Raw genomic sequence first — 15,488 nt, 5'->3', positions numbered from 1 at the left:
GTCTCCGTGCTGTCTGTAAATAATATTTAAAAACTTTCCGTCGGTATAGAGTAAGCTTCCGCAGCTCTCAGGAAATGAGTTTCCAGAGCGGTAATAACGGCGTTTTCATACACGCCGTTCATGGCAATATACGAGTGCTGCTGCCAGTTTTCGGGATTCAAAGTAAGATAGCTTAACATATCGATCGGAGCTTCAAACACAAACAGCTTTTCCGATTCGCCGAAGTGTGCAAAGCTGTACCGAGTATCCGAACCCCCGCAGGTTATTCTGAAAGTTTTTCCGAAAGAATTAGTTGAACGCTTGCTTGCCTGTCGCGGTACCTCGTTTTCATCAATTCCTACAAACACAGCGTTGTGATGCTCCTTATCCTCATAAAGCGTATGCCGTTTTGCAAAGTACGAGATAATGTCAGGAGCAATAAACCGCTGTTTTATGAGGTAGGCGAACACTCTGTGCATATTGCCGTTTGCTTCGGGCAATTTGAATTCTTTCGGTTTTTCCTCCCGCACAGCCGCTTTAGGCGGACTGTGGGATAGGGGAGTAATCGTGCGACCTAACAGCTCCTGAACCGCAGTCTGAAAATCCATACCGTAAAAATACCGCATGAACTTTACGGCTCCGCCGCCCACCTGATTTTTATGGTCGAACCATCTTGATCCGTTTATAGTAATACTGTCGTGCTTGCCGCTGCCGTCGTAGTAAACGAGCTTGTGTTCCCTCCCTGCCGATTCCAGCTTTTCTCCTCTCAGCCTCAGAAAATCGGCTAAATCTACGCTGTTTGCGGCAATTTTTTGTTCTTCTGTAAATGGGATATACGACATTTTCCACCTCCTGAAAAAGAAAAGCAGCCCTGCGGACGCCTTTCCTTATTTTTTGATTTTCTTTACACGCGTTCATCTCAGCAGAGAGACTATAAGCTTTGCTCCGAGCTTCATTGCAGATATTCCGATATTTTTTGCTACGACTGTTCCAAACTCTCCGATCAACTCGTCTAATTTTTGAGAGCCTTCCTTATCAGCGTACTTATCAAACAGCTTATTGAATCTGTCTATGATGTCGCCGTACTCGGAGCTTAAGTACAGCGATCGGTCCAGTTCCTGTGTAAATTTATCGTACAGCTCGTCTGATATATCCACCCCTTTCACCTCCGACACTACAATACCACACTATCCGCCAAATAGCTATATCATAACCCAACAATCTTCCGCGGCATTTTTCCCGCTTTTATTGCATATCGGCTATACCTTTTCCCTTCATTTTTACATTCCGACGATAGACCAGACGTAAAGCGGAGCGGTCAGTGAAAACAGCAGACAGCCGAAAATTATTGCCGGAGCCGTCCATTCGAACTGACCGTGCTTGCGGTAGTCCATGTACGCCAAAGAAAGCTTGGCAAAGAGCAGAATTGCCAGAACTACGTCTATCACAGGGAATACGACGTTGTTAACGATCGATTTTATCTGACTTTTTGCAGAGTACCATGTACTCTGCACAGCGCCTGCGACATCTCCGTCGGCGTATGCCGTTATACAGCAGAATACAGTCAGCAGGCATACGGAAATTAAAAGCGCGGTTATTTTCTTCTTTTTCATTTTTCCTCCATTCAGAACATTGAAAGCTGCAGATTTTCTTCCGGTTCTGCCATAGCCGCTTTTTCAGCGGTCCGTCTGAAGCTTTCAAGGTAATTGTCTGTATTTTCAAATCTGCGCATCGTTATGAGATCGTCTTCAGCTATTGCAGTATGCAGAGCTTTCGGGTAATTAATTACAACTAAAATATTCATATCTTTTATCTGGCGGTCGGACAGTTCCCTGATCCTTTCACGGAGATACAGCAGATTCTCATCCTGTTCCATGATCTCCAGAGAACTTCTTGCGTTTTCCCGTATTTCATCGGCTCTCGCCATATAGTCCCGATCTGTTTCCGGCGGCGTCTTGCAAAAATATATCTGAGGATAATCCTTTTCAGACATACCGCTTTCAATTTTATGCTTGAAATACAGAATATGATTTCTTACAAGATTCATATTGACTCCGTCTGAATAAGACGGATCGGAGCCGCCGTGTTCCTTTAAATACTCCCAGCGTTTAAAGGATTTCTCAAGCTCTGCAGCATAGTCCGTCTTTTTTTCTTTTCTGCTCATGTCATACCTCTGTAAGCTTTCCCGTCAGCACAGTTCTGGAGGCTCCCTCCGCTCCGGTACAGGTGGACAGTGAAATAAACTTATCTTTTTCAGATACGCCGATATTTTTCCAAATAAAAGAGTTTTCTTTCAGACCGTCAAGCCAGACGGATATATCTTTTGTCACGTCGTAAAAGCCGCTGTAGCATTCCGGCTGTGAAAGAGAGAAAAAGTCAATACGGTACACGCTGTCCGAAACAGTCAGCCAGCCGACGGCGCGAGCTTCAAAATAGCTCTCGTCCGTAAAATTAATTACATCTGCAAACATAGATCCGTTACGCATATTGTGACCGTAGAGAATATTTATTCCGTCTGAAAGCTTCCGCGCGCATCTGCCGTCAAGAAAAACGGACCCCGAATACAAATAGCCGCCGTCATACGCCCTATGCAGGTAATAATCGTTATCTCCCGAATACATGACGGGATAGTTTATGCTCGTATCAGGAATATAAAGCCATGCGGCAGTTTTTGAATTCGTCCCCTATGAGTCCGAGATTCAGAAGCCATACCCGAAAGCTGTAACGCATATTGTCGCTGCCGCTTACTTTAGTGGAGCAGAACTTTCTTGTAACCGCCGCGTTGCTTATTGCCAGAGCCAGGACTATCTGGCTTCTGATCTCTCCGGCATGAAGGCTTGCGTTGCAGCATCTGATCTCATAATGACCGTGCTGAAAGCAGCTATGAAGATTCAGCGCTCTGTATCTTGTTTCTGAGTAATGGGTATGCTCCTCCGACATATTTCCGTTATACCACAGCATTTTTATTTCTTCTATCGTATCCGGCTTTCGTTTATTTAGTTTTTCCACAAAACTTTTGTCGATTTTCTTGCAGTACCACTCGCGGGTTGACGAGACCTGCAATGCTTCCCACAGGTAATCCTCCTTGCTTGAGAAGATATTTACAAGATTTCTAATCTGCCGGGGCGTGTAATCGTCCGCTGAGATATGGATATGCGTTCCGCATTTATATGCGGGTCCGGTAATTCCTCCGGCATGCCGCAGAGTCCTGATCACCTCCTGCAGCAGAGGTATATCATCATACTCCAGCACAGGAGAATTCAGCTCCACGCTGTAGGCTCTGGAAGCCGCCTCGCCGTTTCGGTTTTTGCAGATAATACTGGAATCCGATACGAACGACCAGCTTCTGCCCTTGCTGTCGCTTACGGTATATTTATCGTAAAACCCTCCGTTATGGGATACCTGTCCGCCGAGCGTCTTTGCCGCCGCTTTTGCGGCCTGACATCTGGTCAGTCCTGTCATTTCTATTTCGATTCCGAAATTCCGTCTTTTGATACCGTTAAAATTTCCTTACAAATTTTCACCTCACTTATCCGCAAAAAGACCGCTTTCCCTTTACATTTTAAGATTCATTTCGGGTTCTTCATTCCGGCTGATTTCCATTTCTTCTTCCGTCTGCAGCGGCTTAGCTTCTACCTCTATTTCCGATTGAAAAGGAATATCAAGTTCATTGATCTGTACAGAACGGATATCTTCACGCTGTTCAAGCAAACATTTTCGCTGTCTATGCGCATCAGATTATGATACCTGGCGATCCAGTAATTATCGTCAAGGGTATCGTTTTTCAGCCTTAAAAATTCGTTGCCGTAAAGCGTAACGACCTTTTCCACGCTGACATAATAGGTATTGTAACCGTCCCTCTTGTGATTGAGCGTACTGTTAAAACTTAACTTTTTCATTTTATCCCTCCGTAATATTTATTTGCGGTTTCTATATGCCTTTTGCTGTCGCCTCCTTCAGGGCGTAAAAAAGACCGCTTTGTTTAACATCACTTTCGTGATATCAGACAAAACGGTCCTTGAAATTTTGTATACTATTTTTTATATTTACAAAGGCAATTAGGACAATCCTATGACAGAAAGAGAGATTTTTACTTGTTGGGAATACCCAACCCCACACCAAACAGGAATTTATTATTTTTTTGAAATCAATTTTCTTATTAATCGATTCAAATAAAAAAAGCCGAAACTTAGTCCTATAATCAATGCACATAAGCCAAAAATTATACCTATCGGAATTAAGACATTATCCCACACCAAAATCAGGCTTGCAGGAAACGGACATTGACCTGAACTCTGCCAAACACATAGAGCGAACAGTATATAAAATATCGGGAAAGTAATGCAGGTTATAACGCTCAATATCTTTTTATTTTCCGAACAATCACAAAACACAAAAAAGTATATTAAAATGAGTATCGGGTTTACTATATGTATAAAGACAAAAGCTTCGTCAACATTTAACTGCATAATTATCGTTGCTATAAGTATAAGCGACAAAACGACCGCAGTGTTCAGATAAAATATCGCATTGAGTCTTTTTTTCGTTACAAACTCGTATATAAATGCAAATAAATAGAACGTTCCGCCGAGCAATCCCGATATGCAACACCATTCGGCTAAATGGATATATTCTTTCATAGGAAAAGCGATGGAATACCCCCAAACCGTAGTGGCAATATAAAGTAACCCTAATGCAAGATTACAAAAGCAAACAGCTTTATTCTTCATATATTTTCCTCGCTTAAATTATCTATTCAACAAATTAAAATTTGTCGCTTTGTATGTTTATATCATAGCAACTATACATAGATTTTTCAATTACTTTCCTCATTTATACGAAGTAACAGAGCCCCTCGTCAACAGTCGAGATGAACGGGCTTGGCTCTCCATTGACAAGTGCGCCTACCCCTTCTTATGCGGTAGCTAAGAGAGCGAAAGCAACGAGTACTTTCGCTCTCACATAGTATAGTTTTCTTTTATATCTGCTCGTGTCGTTTTGTACCATCATAGGAAATCAGGACACCATTTGGGCACCAATGTATCAAAAATTATTACTATTTTTGCCTTCATCTGCTAAAAAGTCAGTATTTACAAGACTTTTTACAATTTAGAACTGTTCGATAGCACAAACTTAAATACTATTTTTTATATTTACAAAGAGCATATCTGAGATTATTTTTCTCAAATATGCCTGCATTTCCTGAAATATTTAAATGTTGGGAGTTCGAATCCCATTAGCCGGTGTTTTTCGGCTTTTTTCATCTATGGTTTTTAACTTCTTTTTTTCGCCGTTTGGGTATCCAAAAAGCCCGTAACTACGGGCTTTTTTGTACTTTCATCTATTTTGTCAGCGCTATATGGTACAGGTGACAGGAATTGAACCTGCACTCCTTTCGGAACCAGAACCTAAATCTGGCGCGTCTGCCAGTTTCGCCACACCTGCATATTAAAAAGATTATATCTTCAACCAACAACTTTAATATTATATCACAATTTTTTTTAGATGTCAATACATAATTTAATTTTAATATGTTAAATTATTTGCGCTTGTTAAAATTAGAAGACAATAGTTAATTTGCATATATATTGTAAGCTAAATTGTGAAATATGATAAAATTAAATTAATAATGGTAAGAAAAATTGACGAAGTATACAATATATGCTATAATTAAAATAAAAGATTTTGAACTGCATATTAATTTAATTTCTGGAGAAAAATTCTATGCTATATTACTATCAGCGGCGGAATGGAGGTTAGTATGAAAAATATAGGATTTATATATTCAACAGATCAGAGGTTTGAAGAACTGATAAAAGCTAACGAGCTTTCAGAACATGGAGAATATTTAATAAGAATTCATACATGTGTTCACAGATATGAGTCAATTATGGATTTTGCAAATAAAATACTGACTTATTTTCCGAAGGCTAAAATAATCGGGAGCAGTACGTCGGGTGTGATATACAAAGGAGAAATACTGACTGACTGCTGTCTTGTTTCTATAACAGATTTTAATTGCGCGAATATAAAGTCGTTTGAATTCAGTCTTGTTGATGAAGCCGGAAGAGATCTGGAGGGCGTTTATATAGCGGATAAACTAACTGATCGTGTATTGGGCAGCAGATCAAAATTTATGATTATCATGGCTTCTCGTCCGTTTATGAAGATTGATGATTTTGTGGAGCGTCTTAATAAAAACGCTTCCGAGGTGCAGATTATAGGAGGAGTTGCTAACACTAATGAAACGCCTCTTTTGGATATGCTTGAGCCTGAAAGCTTCGTGTTTAATGAAAACGGAGTTTACCGTAATTCAATTGCCGGATTAGTAATAGACTCTGAAAAGCTTTCAGTATACAGCGATGTCATATATGTAACAGAACCGGTTGGAGAGCTTCATACTATTACAGAGGCGGACGGTAATATAATAAGATCGGTTGACGGCGTAGACGCGGTGGTTTGGTATCAGGAGCTTTTGGGAATAAATTTTGCTGATTTCAGCGAGGCGTTAAGCACAACGGTTCTTTTTCCTTTGGTTAAGGCTGAAAGAAGCAATGTGCCTTGGGCTATTACCTATTCTCCTCAGAATGAACAATATTCAGTATTTCCCAATGAACCTGAGCCTCTTATGTATGTTCCAAGCGAGGCAAAAGCGGGGGATATAGTCAGAATATCTTATTCAAGTATTCAGAAAACTATTGATGTATGTGAATCGGTATGCGAGAATATTAACAGATATCCGTCGGAGGTTATTATCGGATATAGCTGCGTTTCACGTCAGGATATATTTAGCAATTGCGCTAAATGGGAACTGCTTCCGTTTTCAAAGACAAATTTGTGCGGTGCGCTTGTTGCCGGAGAAATAGGAAACATTCAGAATATAAACCGTTTTTGCAATTTTTCCTTCGCAATCGCATCGCTTTCTGAAAGCGAAAGCAGAGTTAAGCTTAATGTTGATATACTAAAAAGCCGTGCTGACGAACTGATAAATAATAAAGTTAATATTATAGATTATCTTATTTCCCATACAGATTTTGAAAAAGGAATTGCCCGACGCCATGAAATAGAGAAAACCTTGTTCATAGACAGCGTTACCGGATTGGGAAATGTCACTAAATTTTTATTTGATTATAATACCGGTAAATTTGATAAAATGTGCATGATAACCATGAAAAATGAAAATCTGCTGAAAGCGTTTATGAGTGAAACCAAATTTATTCTGCATCTTAATCGCTTTTATAAAACAATCATTAATTTTATAAACAATGATGATTATGATTTTTATGTCTATAAAGCCACTTGCTTGATATTAACTGCAAACTCGGATATTCCTGACGATGATTTTATACAAAAATTAAGAATATTACAAAATTATCTTTCTGAATTCAAGTTTTCGTCTTATGTTCCTGTAAGTGAATTTTCTGTTGTGATGCATGAGGATAATATGATAAAAAAGGCGGAGCTGACGCTGGTTAGGATGAGAAATAAAAAGCTTTGTTTTTTGCTGTATACTGCCGAGCTTGGGTTGGAACAATTTAATGCGCAGAAAATGAAAATGATTATGATTCTAAATAATGCGATTTCAAATGATTTGGTTATTCCTTATTTTCAAGGTATACGAGATAATGAGAGCGGCGTTATTAAAATGTATGAATCGCTGATGCGTATCGAAGATTCGGAGGGAAATGTATATACTCCTTATCACTTTATGGAAATTGCAAAGGAATATGGATATTATGCCGATATATCATATATAATGATAAATAAAGTAATGAAAATTTTCTGTGACAGAACAGAGCAGGTAACAATAAACATGAATATCAGCGATATTTATAATTATAAGGTGGTACATGCGATTCTTACCTCTCTCAGATCCTCGTCTCATCCTGAAAATTTTATTTTTGAATTGACAGAAACAGAAGAAATAGACGATTATCAGGTTATTTTCGAATTTGTTGAGAAGGTTCATCAGGCGGGAGGCAGAATTGCTATAGACGATTTTGGCAGCGGATTTTCAAATATTGTACATATTTTCAAAATAAAGTCCGATTATATAAAAATTGACGGTGAAATTATAAGAAATATAAACAGCGATATTTATGCGCTTGAATTCCTTGAAATGATTTCATATTGGGCAAGAAAGCATTCAAAGGAAATCATTGCGGAATTTGTTGAAAATTATCAGATTCAGAAAATTGTAGAACAAAACGATATACGTTTTTCTCAAGGCTATCTTTATTCAAAACCGACACAGATGTTTTAGTGTAATCATTTTTTTCTGATATTATAAAACAGCTTAAAATTTAATTTAAAAAAGAAAAATGTAAAAAAGCAAAAGGACGCATAAAGCGTCCTTTTCTTATATTACGTTGATATTGTATTTTCTAAATATTCTGCGCGCGGAATCAATTTCTTCTTTAGTCGGTTCGGGAATATTATCAAGTTTATAATCAAGTCCCAGTTCGTTCCATTTGTATTTTCCCATAGAATGATAAGGAAGAATATCCGCTCTTTGAATGCATTTGTAACGGCTTAAATATTCGGCAGTACGCTTTAGCTTTTCATAGCATAACGTATATTGCGACACTATTACATGCCTTATCCATACAGGCTTTGAAATTTCCTCGCAGTAATCAAGTGTTTTCAGCGTATTTTTATTAGACCTTCCCGTCAGAGCGACGCAGTCGTTTTCGTCGATATCCTTTATATCAAGCAGCAGCAAGTCGGCTTTTTTAATTGCTGTGCCGGACTTTTCAAGAGGAACGGCTCCGCTTGTATCAATCGCCGTATGAATTCCTTCCGTATGGCATAGATCTATCAATTCGCGGCAAAACTCCGGCTGAAGCAGCGGTTCGCCTCCGGAAATGGTTACTCCGCCGCCGGATATAAAATTTTTATACTGTATAATTTTTTGCATTACTTCGACGGCAGTCATTTTTAAGCTTTGTTCTCCTCGCCATGTATCCGGATTATGGCAGTAAAGGCATTTGAGAAGACAGCCCTTAAGAAATACTATAAATCTTATTCCAGGTCCGTCTACAGCGCCGAAACTCTCAAAGGAATGAATGTAACCGTACGTCATTAAAATTCCGCCTTACATTTTAGTATGGAATGTTCTTTTTAACACTTCCTCCTGCTGTTCTCTGGTCAGCTTGATAAAATTTACGGCATAGCCGCTTACGCGAATTGTAAGCTGCGGATATTTTTCAGGGTGATCCATTGCGTCGATCAAGGTTTCTCTGTTTAGTACGTTTACGTTGATGTGATGTCCTGTTTCTCGAGTGTAACCGTCAAGCAGGGTAGTTAGGTTGCTGATTTTTTCTTCATCTGTTTTACCCAGCGCTTCAGGTATTATAGAGAATGTATACGATATTCCGTCTTCAGAGCTTTCGTAAGGAAGCTTGGCAACGGACATCATCGAAGCTACGCAGCCGTTGCAATCTCTTCCGTGCATTGGATTGGCTCCGGGAGCAAAAGGCTCGCCGGCTTTTCTGCCGTCAGGGGTAGAACCGGTTTTCTTACCGTAAACAACGTTTGAAGTAATAGTAAGAATAGACATTGTCGGTATAGAATTTCTGTAGGTTCTGCGTCTGGAAAGACGTTTCATAAATCTCTCGACAACTCCAACGGCAAGCTCGTCTACTCTTGGATCATTGTTTCCGAATTTAGGATAATCTCCTTGTATATCAAAATCTACTATAAGTCCGTTTTCATTTTTAATAGGCGTAACGGCAGCGTATTTTATTGCCGAAAGACTATCCGCTATAACTGAAAGACCTGAGAGACCGCAGGCGGAGGTTCTTATTATTTCTTCGTCATGCAAGGCCATCTGGAGCCGTTCATAACAGTATTTGTCATGCATAAAGTGAATTATATTCAGAGTATTGATATAGAGCTTTGAGAGCCATTCGCAAACATAACCGTATTTTTCAAGTACCTCGTCATATTTCAGCGGCCCGTCTGAAATCGGTCCGACGCCCTCGCAGAGCATTTCGCCGGTTTTTTCGTCACGGCCGTCATTGAGAGCATAGAGCAGAGCCTTTGCAAGATTTGCTCTTGCGCCGAAAAACTGCATTTGCTTTCCTATTTTCATTGCTGAAACGCAGCAAGCGATGCCGTAATCATCACCGAATTTTTCTCTCATAATTTCATCGTTTTCATATTGTATGGACGATGTCTTTATAGAAACCTCAGCACAGTATTTTTTGAAGTTTTCAGGCAGCTTGTGGCTCCATAAAACAGTAAGGTTAGGTTCTGGAGCCGGACCAAGATTCGTAAGGGTGTGAAGAAAACGGAAGGACATTTTGGTTACCATAGGGCGACCGTCCTCGCATATTCCTCCAATAGATTCCGTAACCCATGTGGGATCTCCTGAAAACAGTTCGTCATAGGCGGGAGTTCTCAGAAACTTTACAAGGCGTAGCTTCATAACAAAATGATCTACCATTTCCTGTATTTCATCTTCGGTAAACGTACCGTCAGCCAGATCCTGTTCGGCATAGATGTCAAGGAATGTTGAAACTCTGCCGAGAGACATAGCCGCTCCGTTTTGTTCTTTGACTGCTCCGAGATAGCCAAAATAAAGCCATTGTATAGCCTCTTTTGTATTTTGAGCCGGCTTTGATATATCGAAGCCATATGAAGCCGCCATTTGCTTTAGCTCTTTGAGAGCCTTTATCTGTTCCGCAATTTCTTCAAGATCTCTTACGGTATCGCCGTACATCGGATCGTAATCATGTGATTTTTTAGCGGCAATTTTATCCTCTATAAGTCTGTCAACTCCGTAAAGAGCCACACGGCGGTAATCTCCGATTATTCTTCCGCGTCCGTAAGCGTCGGGAAGTCCCGTTATAATTCCGGCGTGTCTTGCCTTTTTCATATCGTCTGTATAAACGTCGAAAACGCCGTCGTTATGAGTTTTCCGGTATTTAAATACATTTTCAACAGAATCCGGAAGCTTTCTTCCGTAGGTTTCTACGGAGCTGCGGACCATTCTGATTCCGCCGAACGGCATAATAGCTCTTTTTAACGGAGCGTCGGTCTGCAGACCTACTATCGTTTCAAGCTCCTTGTCAATATAACCCGGCTTATGCGAGGTTATTGTAGAAATTGTTTCTACATCTATATCAAGAACGCCGCCTGCTTCACGCTCTTTTTTCATTAAATCGGAAACTTCATTCCACAGCTTAACGGTTTTATCGCTCGGAGGCGCAAGAAATCCTGAGTCGCCCTCATACGGTGTATAATTTCTGACGATAAAATCGCGCACATTGATTTTTTCGTTCCATTCGCCGTTCTTGAAAATCATATTTTTTCTCCTTTATTTTTTTTGAAATCACTAAATATAGTGTCGTTAGCAACAACTAACATACTATATCTTGTGTCTGCGTATCAAATATAACATATTTCCGCACATATGTCAACAGTTAAATACATGTTAAATTAATCAAACTTTTTTGACTGTTTCATAAAAAAATGGTATAATAAAAACGTATAATAAAACAATTTTATCAATATCCGGCTTCGGCTATGGTTTCTTCGTTTTCTATCCAGCTGCTGACATAGATTATTTTATATTCGTCTTTGGTTTTTCTTACGATGACGCGGGAAATGCCGGCATTGATAATATATCGTTTGCACATCATACAAGGTTCTATGTTGCCGTCGATCATTCCTGTTTTTGCGTCATGGCAGGCGAGATAAATATCTGAGCCTATCAGGTCTGCTCTCGAAGCGGCTATTATAGCGTTTGCCTCGGCATGGACAGCCCTGCATAGCTCGTATCTTTGTCCTTTTGGAATGTTTAATCTGTCGCGGCTGCATATATCGGTATCCGAGCAGTTCTGGCGTCCTCTCGGCGCGCCGTTATAGCCGGTTGATATGATCTGATCGTTTTTAACTATTATTGCCCCGAAATTGCGTCTTAAACATGTGCTTCTCTCTAAAACTGTTTCAGCAATATCAAGATAGTAGTTAATTTTGTCACGTCTTTTCATAATGACCTCCGATTTTTTAGAGTTTATACTTTAATTATATAAAATTTCGGCGCATTATGCAATAGTACGAAAATAAAGTAATAAGGAAATGCAATTATGAAAAATCTTACTAATATTGGCGTTATTAAAGAGCTTTTGGAAAAATATGGTTTTTCCTTTTCTAAGGGATTGGGACAGAATTTCCTGATAAATCCGACGGTTTGTCCTAAAATTGCCGAATTCGGTTTTGCCGGAAATGGTTACGGAATACTTGAAATAGGCGCGGGCTTCGGTGTTTTGACTGCAGAGCTTGCAAAACGGGCTGATAAAGTAACTGTAGTGGAAATAGATAAGAGACTTATGCCTGTTTTAAATGAAACGCTTTCAGAATTTGACAATATAAACGTTATAAACGGCGATATAATGAAAATAAATCTCGAAAAACTGATTAAAGATGAATTTGCCGGAATGAAAACTGCCGTCTGTGCAAACCTTCCTTACTATATTACATCTCCGGTCATTATGCTTTTACTTGAAAGCGGCATACCCGTTGAAGCGATAACTGTGATGGTTCAGAAGGAAGCGGCTCAGCGATTATGTGCAAAGGTCGGAACAAGGCAGGCCGGAGCCGTTACCGCAGCGGTTCAGTTTTACGGAAAAGCCGAGCTGCTTTTTGAGGTGTCAAGAGGAAGCTTTATGCCTTCGCCTAATGTGGATTCCGCAGTTATAAGAATAAAGCCTGATAAATATTACAGAAGCATGGTTGACGACAAGGATCTGTTTTTTAAAGTAGTCAGAGGAGCTTTCTCTCAAAGAAGGAAAACAATGGTAAATTCCCTTTCGTCTGTGCTTGGAGTTCCAAAAAGTTTATTATCTGAATGTCTGGAATTTTGCGGTATAGAAAAGAACATCAGGGCTGAGCAGCTATCTATGGAAGAATTGATTTTATTTGCAAACCGACTTAAAAATGTTATTTAATCAGAACTTAGCAGAAATATACTGTTTTGCCTTAAATACATTATTTCCCGTCTAAAAGCTATGTGTTAAAATGACATTTATTTGCTGTAAAACTGGATATAATTATATAGAATACTGTTAAATATCACAGTAAATAATTATAGCAGGTGGTTAAAAAGATGTTTAAAGAAATGGTTTTGGAAAAAAGCGGGAATAGGTTAAATATTCCTCTGATGATTATGACGCTCGGAGCGTCTATGCTTCTTGCATATTCTACGCTGGGAGGCGGTCCGTCGCCGCTGAACTGCGCTCTTGCAGCGGCGGTTCCACCGATATATTCTGCGGCGGTGCTGGCCGGCAGTTTGATTACATATTTGGCATCCGGAGGTATCGGAGGCGCTGCGATGGTTCTTTGCGCGCTGCTTCTTATTACGGTGGGGAAATGGATCATAAGAGATGAGGATTCACCCGTATTCTGCGGAGGTATTGCCGCTATCAGTTTGGCCTTTTCCGGATTGATATTCGGACTGCTGATAGAAAGAAGTATATCGTCTGTTATTATACATATTTTACTTGCTATTCTCATGGGCGTTTCGGTATATTTCATATATAATTCAAGTATACTTATTTGTATGGACCACCCCTTTAAGCTTGACCGTAAAACTGAAACGTCGGCGGCGGTTGTTTTTATGCTTGCGGTTTCGGCTTTGTGCTCTGTTGAAATATCTGTAATTAATATCGGCAGAATAGCAGGAATAGCAGTCATTCTTTGCGCCGCTAAACGCTTCAGGCATTCCGGAGGCGTAATCTGCGGAGTCCTGACTACTGCCGGAATATTTTTAAGTTCTTCAAAGCTTGGACTTCCGGCCGCATTTCTCGGTATAGCGGGCTTTGCGGCAGGCTTCGCGGCTGACTACAGCAAGGTAAGCGTTGGAGCCGCTTTTCTTACGGTAAATTTCTGCGGCCAGCTGCTGACGGGCATGAACGACGCTTCGTTTTTTCTTCAGGCAGACGCAGTAATAGGCTGTATCGTCTTTATGCTCATACCGGAAAAGTATATTATGTACGGGCAGGTTATAAGGGACGTCAGCGAGGACGGCGGCGAACAGCTTGTTAAAGCCAGAATGGATTTTGTAGCGGGGGCTTTGGTAGACGTGCGTCAGAATGTTGAGGACATTATAAAATGTCTTGAAAAGAATACGATTCCATTTAATACGGTAAACGAGGTCAGCGCAAGGGTATGCGGAAAATGCCGTAACAAGCTTATATGCTGGGAAAATAACTATGAAAAGACAAACGCTTGCTTTTTGAGGCTTGAAAAGCAGAGTCTGCCAAGCGTTGATAATTTTCCGGGAGGACTCGATCATTGCAGCCGGAAGCGCGATATTGTGGAAAATTTTCTGAGATGCCGGAAAGAGGACGCAATCAATAAAATGCTTTCGGCAAGGCTTAACGAAAGCAGAAGCTTTTTATTTTCCCAGATGGAAACGACCGAAGGAATTCTGTCCTCGCTGTCTGATAAAATGAATTTCAGCTACAGCAAAAATATGACTCAGGCGTTATGCAGCATTCTTGAAGAGTCGGATATTGAATATACAACTGCAATAGCGTATTTTAACAATAATGATCGTCTTATAGCAGAAATATATGTAAAGGAAAAGCCTCAGGAAACTGAAACTGAGCTTGCGGAAATCCTTTCAGAAGAATTTCATGTTCCTATGGAAGCGTCGGAGCCTGTTAGCTGCGGCGGAGAAACAAGATATCGTTTCAACAGGCAGACAAAATACACCGTTGAATTTGCAGCGTCACAGAGCAGTGCGCAGGACGGTCAGCCGTCAGGAGATAGCTGGGGATTCTTTCAAGACGGATTAGGCTATGCATACATTTTTATTTCTGACGGTATGGGAAGCGGCAAGCAGGCTGCTCTTGACTCGGCAATAGTGTCCAAGCTGTTTAAAAGGCTTATCAAATCCGGTATAGATTGCAGCAGCGCCGTTAAAATGATAAATTCAATAATGCTAACAAAATCCGAAGAGGAAAGCTTTGCTACTTTGGATATAGCAAGAATCGACCTTGAAACCTGCGAGCTTACATTATATAAATCCGGGGCGTCTTCAACACTTATCAAGTATGACGATTCGGTAATGATGTTCAATTCGCCGTCAAATCCGATAGGCATAATTCCGGATACGCAGATTTTTTCAAGAACATGCAATTTCAGCAAGGAAAATATTTTGGTAATGCTTTCAGATGGTGTGGACGAATCGCTTTATCTTTATATTAAAGAACAGCTAATGACAGTAGGGCAGCTTGAAACAATAGCGGATAACGTTTGCGAGAGCGCGGGAAAAAAGAGTAAAGCCATGCTCAGAGATGATATAACGGTAGCCGCACTTAAAATAATTGAAAGGCAGTCTGATAAAAGAAAAACGGCCGTATTTTCATAATGAAATTTATTGTGAAAAATTTAAACATATAGTTTGTGGCAATTGCACTAAAATATACAAGTGAAACTATATAGAATTTATGAAATTTATTTATTTTGCATAAAAAAGCTTGAATACTGATACGAAAAAT

Annotated in this window: 13 protein-coding genes and 1 tRNA gene; 3 read left to right on the top strand and 11 right to left on the bottom strand. The window is 40.0% G+C overall.

Translation table 11 applies throughout. From position 1 onward, the window contains the following. Positions 1-26: 26 nt before the first annotated feature. From ACYQ0N_RS10660 to ACYQ0N_RS10625, 8 genes are all read right to left on the bottom strand, one after another. A complete protein-coding gene (locus ACYQ0N_RS10660; RefSeq protein WP_460162665.1) occupies positions 27-821 on the bottom strand; it encodes a DUF3991 domain-containing protein in 795 nt (264 codons plus the stop codon). Positions 822-893: 72 nt separating this feature from the next. Further along, positions 894-1,136, bottom strand: a complete 243-nt coding sequence (locus tag ACYQ0N_RS10655) for a hypothetical protein (RefSeq protein ID WP_460162664.1) — start codon at positions 1,134-1,136, stop codon at positions 894-896. A gap of 123 nt (positions 1,137-1,259) precedes the next feature. Then, entirely contained in the window at positions 1,260-1,592 is a 333-nt protein-coding gene (locus tag ACYQ0N_RS10650) for a DUF3852 domain-containing protein (protein WP_124100697.1), read from the bottom strand. An 11-nt stretch (positions 1,593-1,603) separates the two neighbouring features. Continuing rightward, positions 1,604-2,143, bottom strand: coding sequence for a hypothetical protein (locus tag ACYQ0N_RS10645; RefSeq protein ID WP_460162663.1), 540 nt, complete (start codon positions 2,141-2,143; stop codon positions 1,604-1,606). Position 2,144: 1 nt separating this feature from the next. After that, positions 2,145-2,600: a class B sortase gene (locus ACYQ0N_RS10640; RefSeq protein ID WP_460162662.1), complete on the bottom strand. Its 456-nt coding sequence runs from the start codon at positions 2,598-2,600 to the stop codon at positions 2,145-2,147. A gap of 22 nt (positions 2,601-2,622) precedes the next feature. Continuing rightward, complete coding sequence (locus ACYQ0N_RS10635; protein ID WP_444487340.1) at positions 2,623-3,474, bottom strand: amidoligase family protein; 852 nt, start codon at positions 3,472-3,474, stop codon at positions 2,623-2,625. Between the two features lie 143 nt (positions 3,475-3,617). Next, entirely contained in the window at positions 3,618-3,878 is a 261-nt protein-coding gene (locus ACYQ0N_RS10630; RefSeq protein ID WP_460162661.1) for a hypothetical protein, read from the bottom strand. A gap of 1,461 nt (positions 3,879-5,339) precedes the next feature. After that, positions 5,340-5,424: transfer RNA gene (locus tag ACYQ0N_RS10625), tRNA-Leu, on the bottom strand. A 316-nt stretch (positions 5,425-5,740) separates the two neighbouring features. On the opposite strand from ACYQ0N_RS10625, the gene ACYQ0N_RS10620 reads away from it, so the two are divergent. Further along, positions 5,741-8,242 (top strand): EAL domain-containing protein, encoded by a 2,502-nt coding sequence (locus ACYQ0N_RS10620; protein WP_177532847.1) that lies wholly within the window; start codon positions 5,741-5,743, stop codon positions 8,240-8,242. Between the two features lie 96 nt (positions 8,243-8,338). On the opposite strand, the gene pflA is transcribed toward ACYQ0N_RS10620, so the two are convergent. The 3 genes from pflA to ACYQ0N_RS10605 all read right to left on the bottom strand — a co-directional run bounded on the left by pflA (position 8,339) and on the right by ACYQ0N_RS10605 (position 11,975). After that, positions 8,339-9,061, bottom strand: coding sequence for a pyruvate formate-lyase-activating protein (gene pflA, locus ACYQ0N_RS10615; protein ID WP_460162660.1), 723 nt, complete (start codon positions 9,059-9,061; stop codon positions 8,339-8,341). Between the two features lie 12 nt (positions 9,062-9,073). Continuing rightward, entirely contained in the window at positions 9,074-11,287 is a 2,214-nt protein-coding gene (pflB, locus tag ACYQ0N_RS10610) for a formate C-acetyltransferase (RefSeq protein WP_177532845.1), read from the bottom strand. A gap of 202 nt (positions 11,288-11,489) precedes the next feature. After that, positions 11,490-11,975 carry a deoxycytidylate deaminase gene (locus ACYQ0N_RS10605; protein WP_177532844.1) on the bottom strand — a complete coding sequence of 162 codons (486 nt, stop codon included), beginning with the start codon at positions 11,973-11,975 and terminating at the stop codon, positions 11,490-11,492. Positions 11,976-12,071: 96 nt separating this feature from the next. Here ACYQ0N_RS10605 and rsmA point away from each other — a divergent pair, with 96 nt between their 5' ends. Beyond that, entirely contained in the window at positions 12,072-12,932 is an 861-nt protein-coding gene (gene rsmA, locus ACYQ0N_RS10600; protein ID WP_177532843.1) for a 16S rRNA (adenine(1518)-N(6)/adenine(1519)-N(6))-dimethyltransferase RsmA, read from the top strand. A gap of 158 nt (positions 12,933-13,090) precedes the next feature. Then, positions 13,091-15,358, top strand: coding sequence for a SpoIIE family protein phosphatase (locus ACYQ0N_RS10595; RefSeq protein WP_460162659.1), 2,268 nt, complete (start codon positions 13,091-13,093; stop codon positions 15,356-15,358). The last annotated feature ends 130 nt before the right edge of the window (positions 15,359-15,488 follow it).

The organism is Ruminococcus sporogenes, assembly GCF_054655175.1.
The sequence above is the reverse complement of the archived record's forward strand: the minus strand, read 5'-3'. Positions and strand labels throughout refer to the sequence as shown.

Excerpts from the sequence above, each read along its gene's own strand:
- ACYQ0N_RS10660 (WP_460162665.1), bottom strand. The coding sequence starts at position 821 with ATGTCGTATATCCCATTTACAGAAGAACAAAAAATTGCCGCAAACAGC.
- ACYQ0N_RS10650 (WP_124100697.1), bottom strand. The coding sequence starts at position 1,592 with ATGAAAAAGAAGAAAATAACCGCGCTTTTAATTTCCGTATGCCTGCTG.
- ACYQ0N_RS10645 (WP_460162663.1), bottom strand. The coding sequence starts at position 2,143 with ATGAGCAGAAAAGAAAAAAAGACGGACTATGCTGCAGAGCTTGAGAAA.
- ACYQ0N_RS10640 (WP_460162662.1), bottom strand. The coding sequence starts at position 2,600 with ATGTATTCGGGAGATAACGATTATTACCTGCATAGGGCGTATGACGGC.
- ACYQ0N_RS10630 (WP_460162661.1), bottom strand. The coding sequence starts at position 3,878 with ATGAAAAAGTTAAGTTTTAACAGTACGCTCAATCACAAGAGGGACGGT.
- ACYQ0N_RS10620 (WP_177532847.1), top strand. The coding sequence starts at position 5,741 with ATGAAAAATATAGGATTTATATATTCAACAGATCAGAGGTTTGAAGAA.
- pflA (WP_460162660.1), bottom strand. The coding sequence starts at position 9,061 with ATGACGTACGGTTACATTCATTCCTTTGAGAGTTTCGGCGCTGTAGAC.
- pflB (WP_177532845.1), bottom strand. The coding sequence starts at position 11,287 with ATGATTTTCAAGAACGGCGAATGGAACGAAAAAATCAATGTGCGCGAT.
- ACYQ0N_RS10605 (WP_177532844.1), bottom strand. The coding sequence starts at position 11,975 with ATGAAAAGACGTGACAAAATTAACTACTATCTTGATATTGCTGAAACA.
- rsmA (WP_177532843.1), top strand. The coding sequence starts at position 12,072 with ATGAAAAATCTTACTAATATTGGCGTTATTAAAGAGCTTTTGGAAAAA.
- ACYQ0N_RS10595 (WP_460162659.1), top strand. The coding sequence starts at position 13,091 with ATGTTTAAAGAAATGGTTTTGGAAAAAAGCGGGAATAGGTTAAATATT.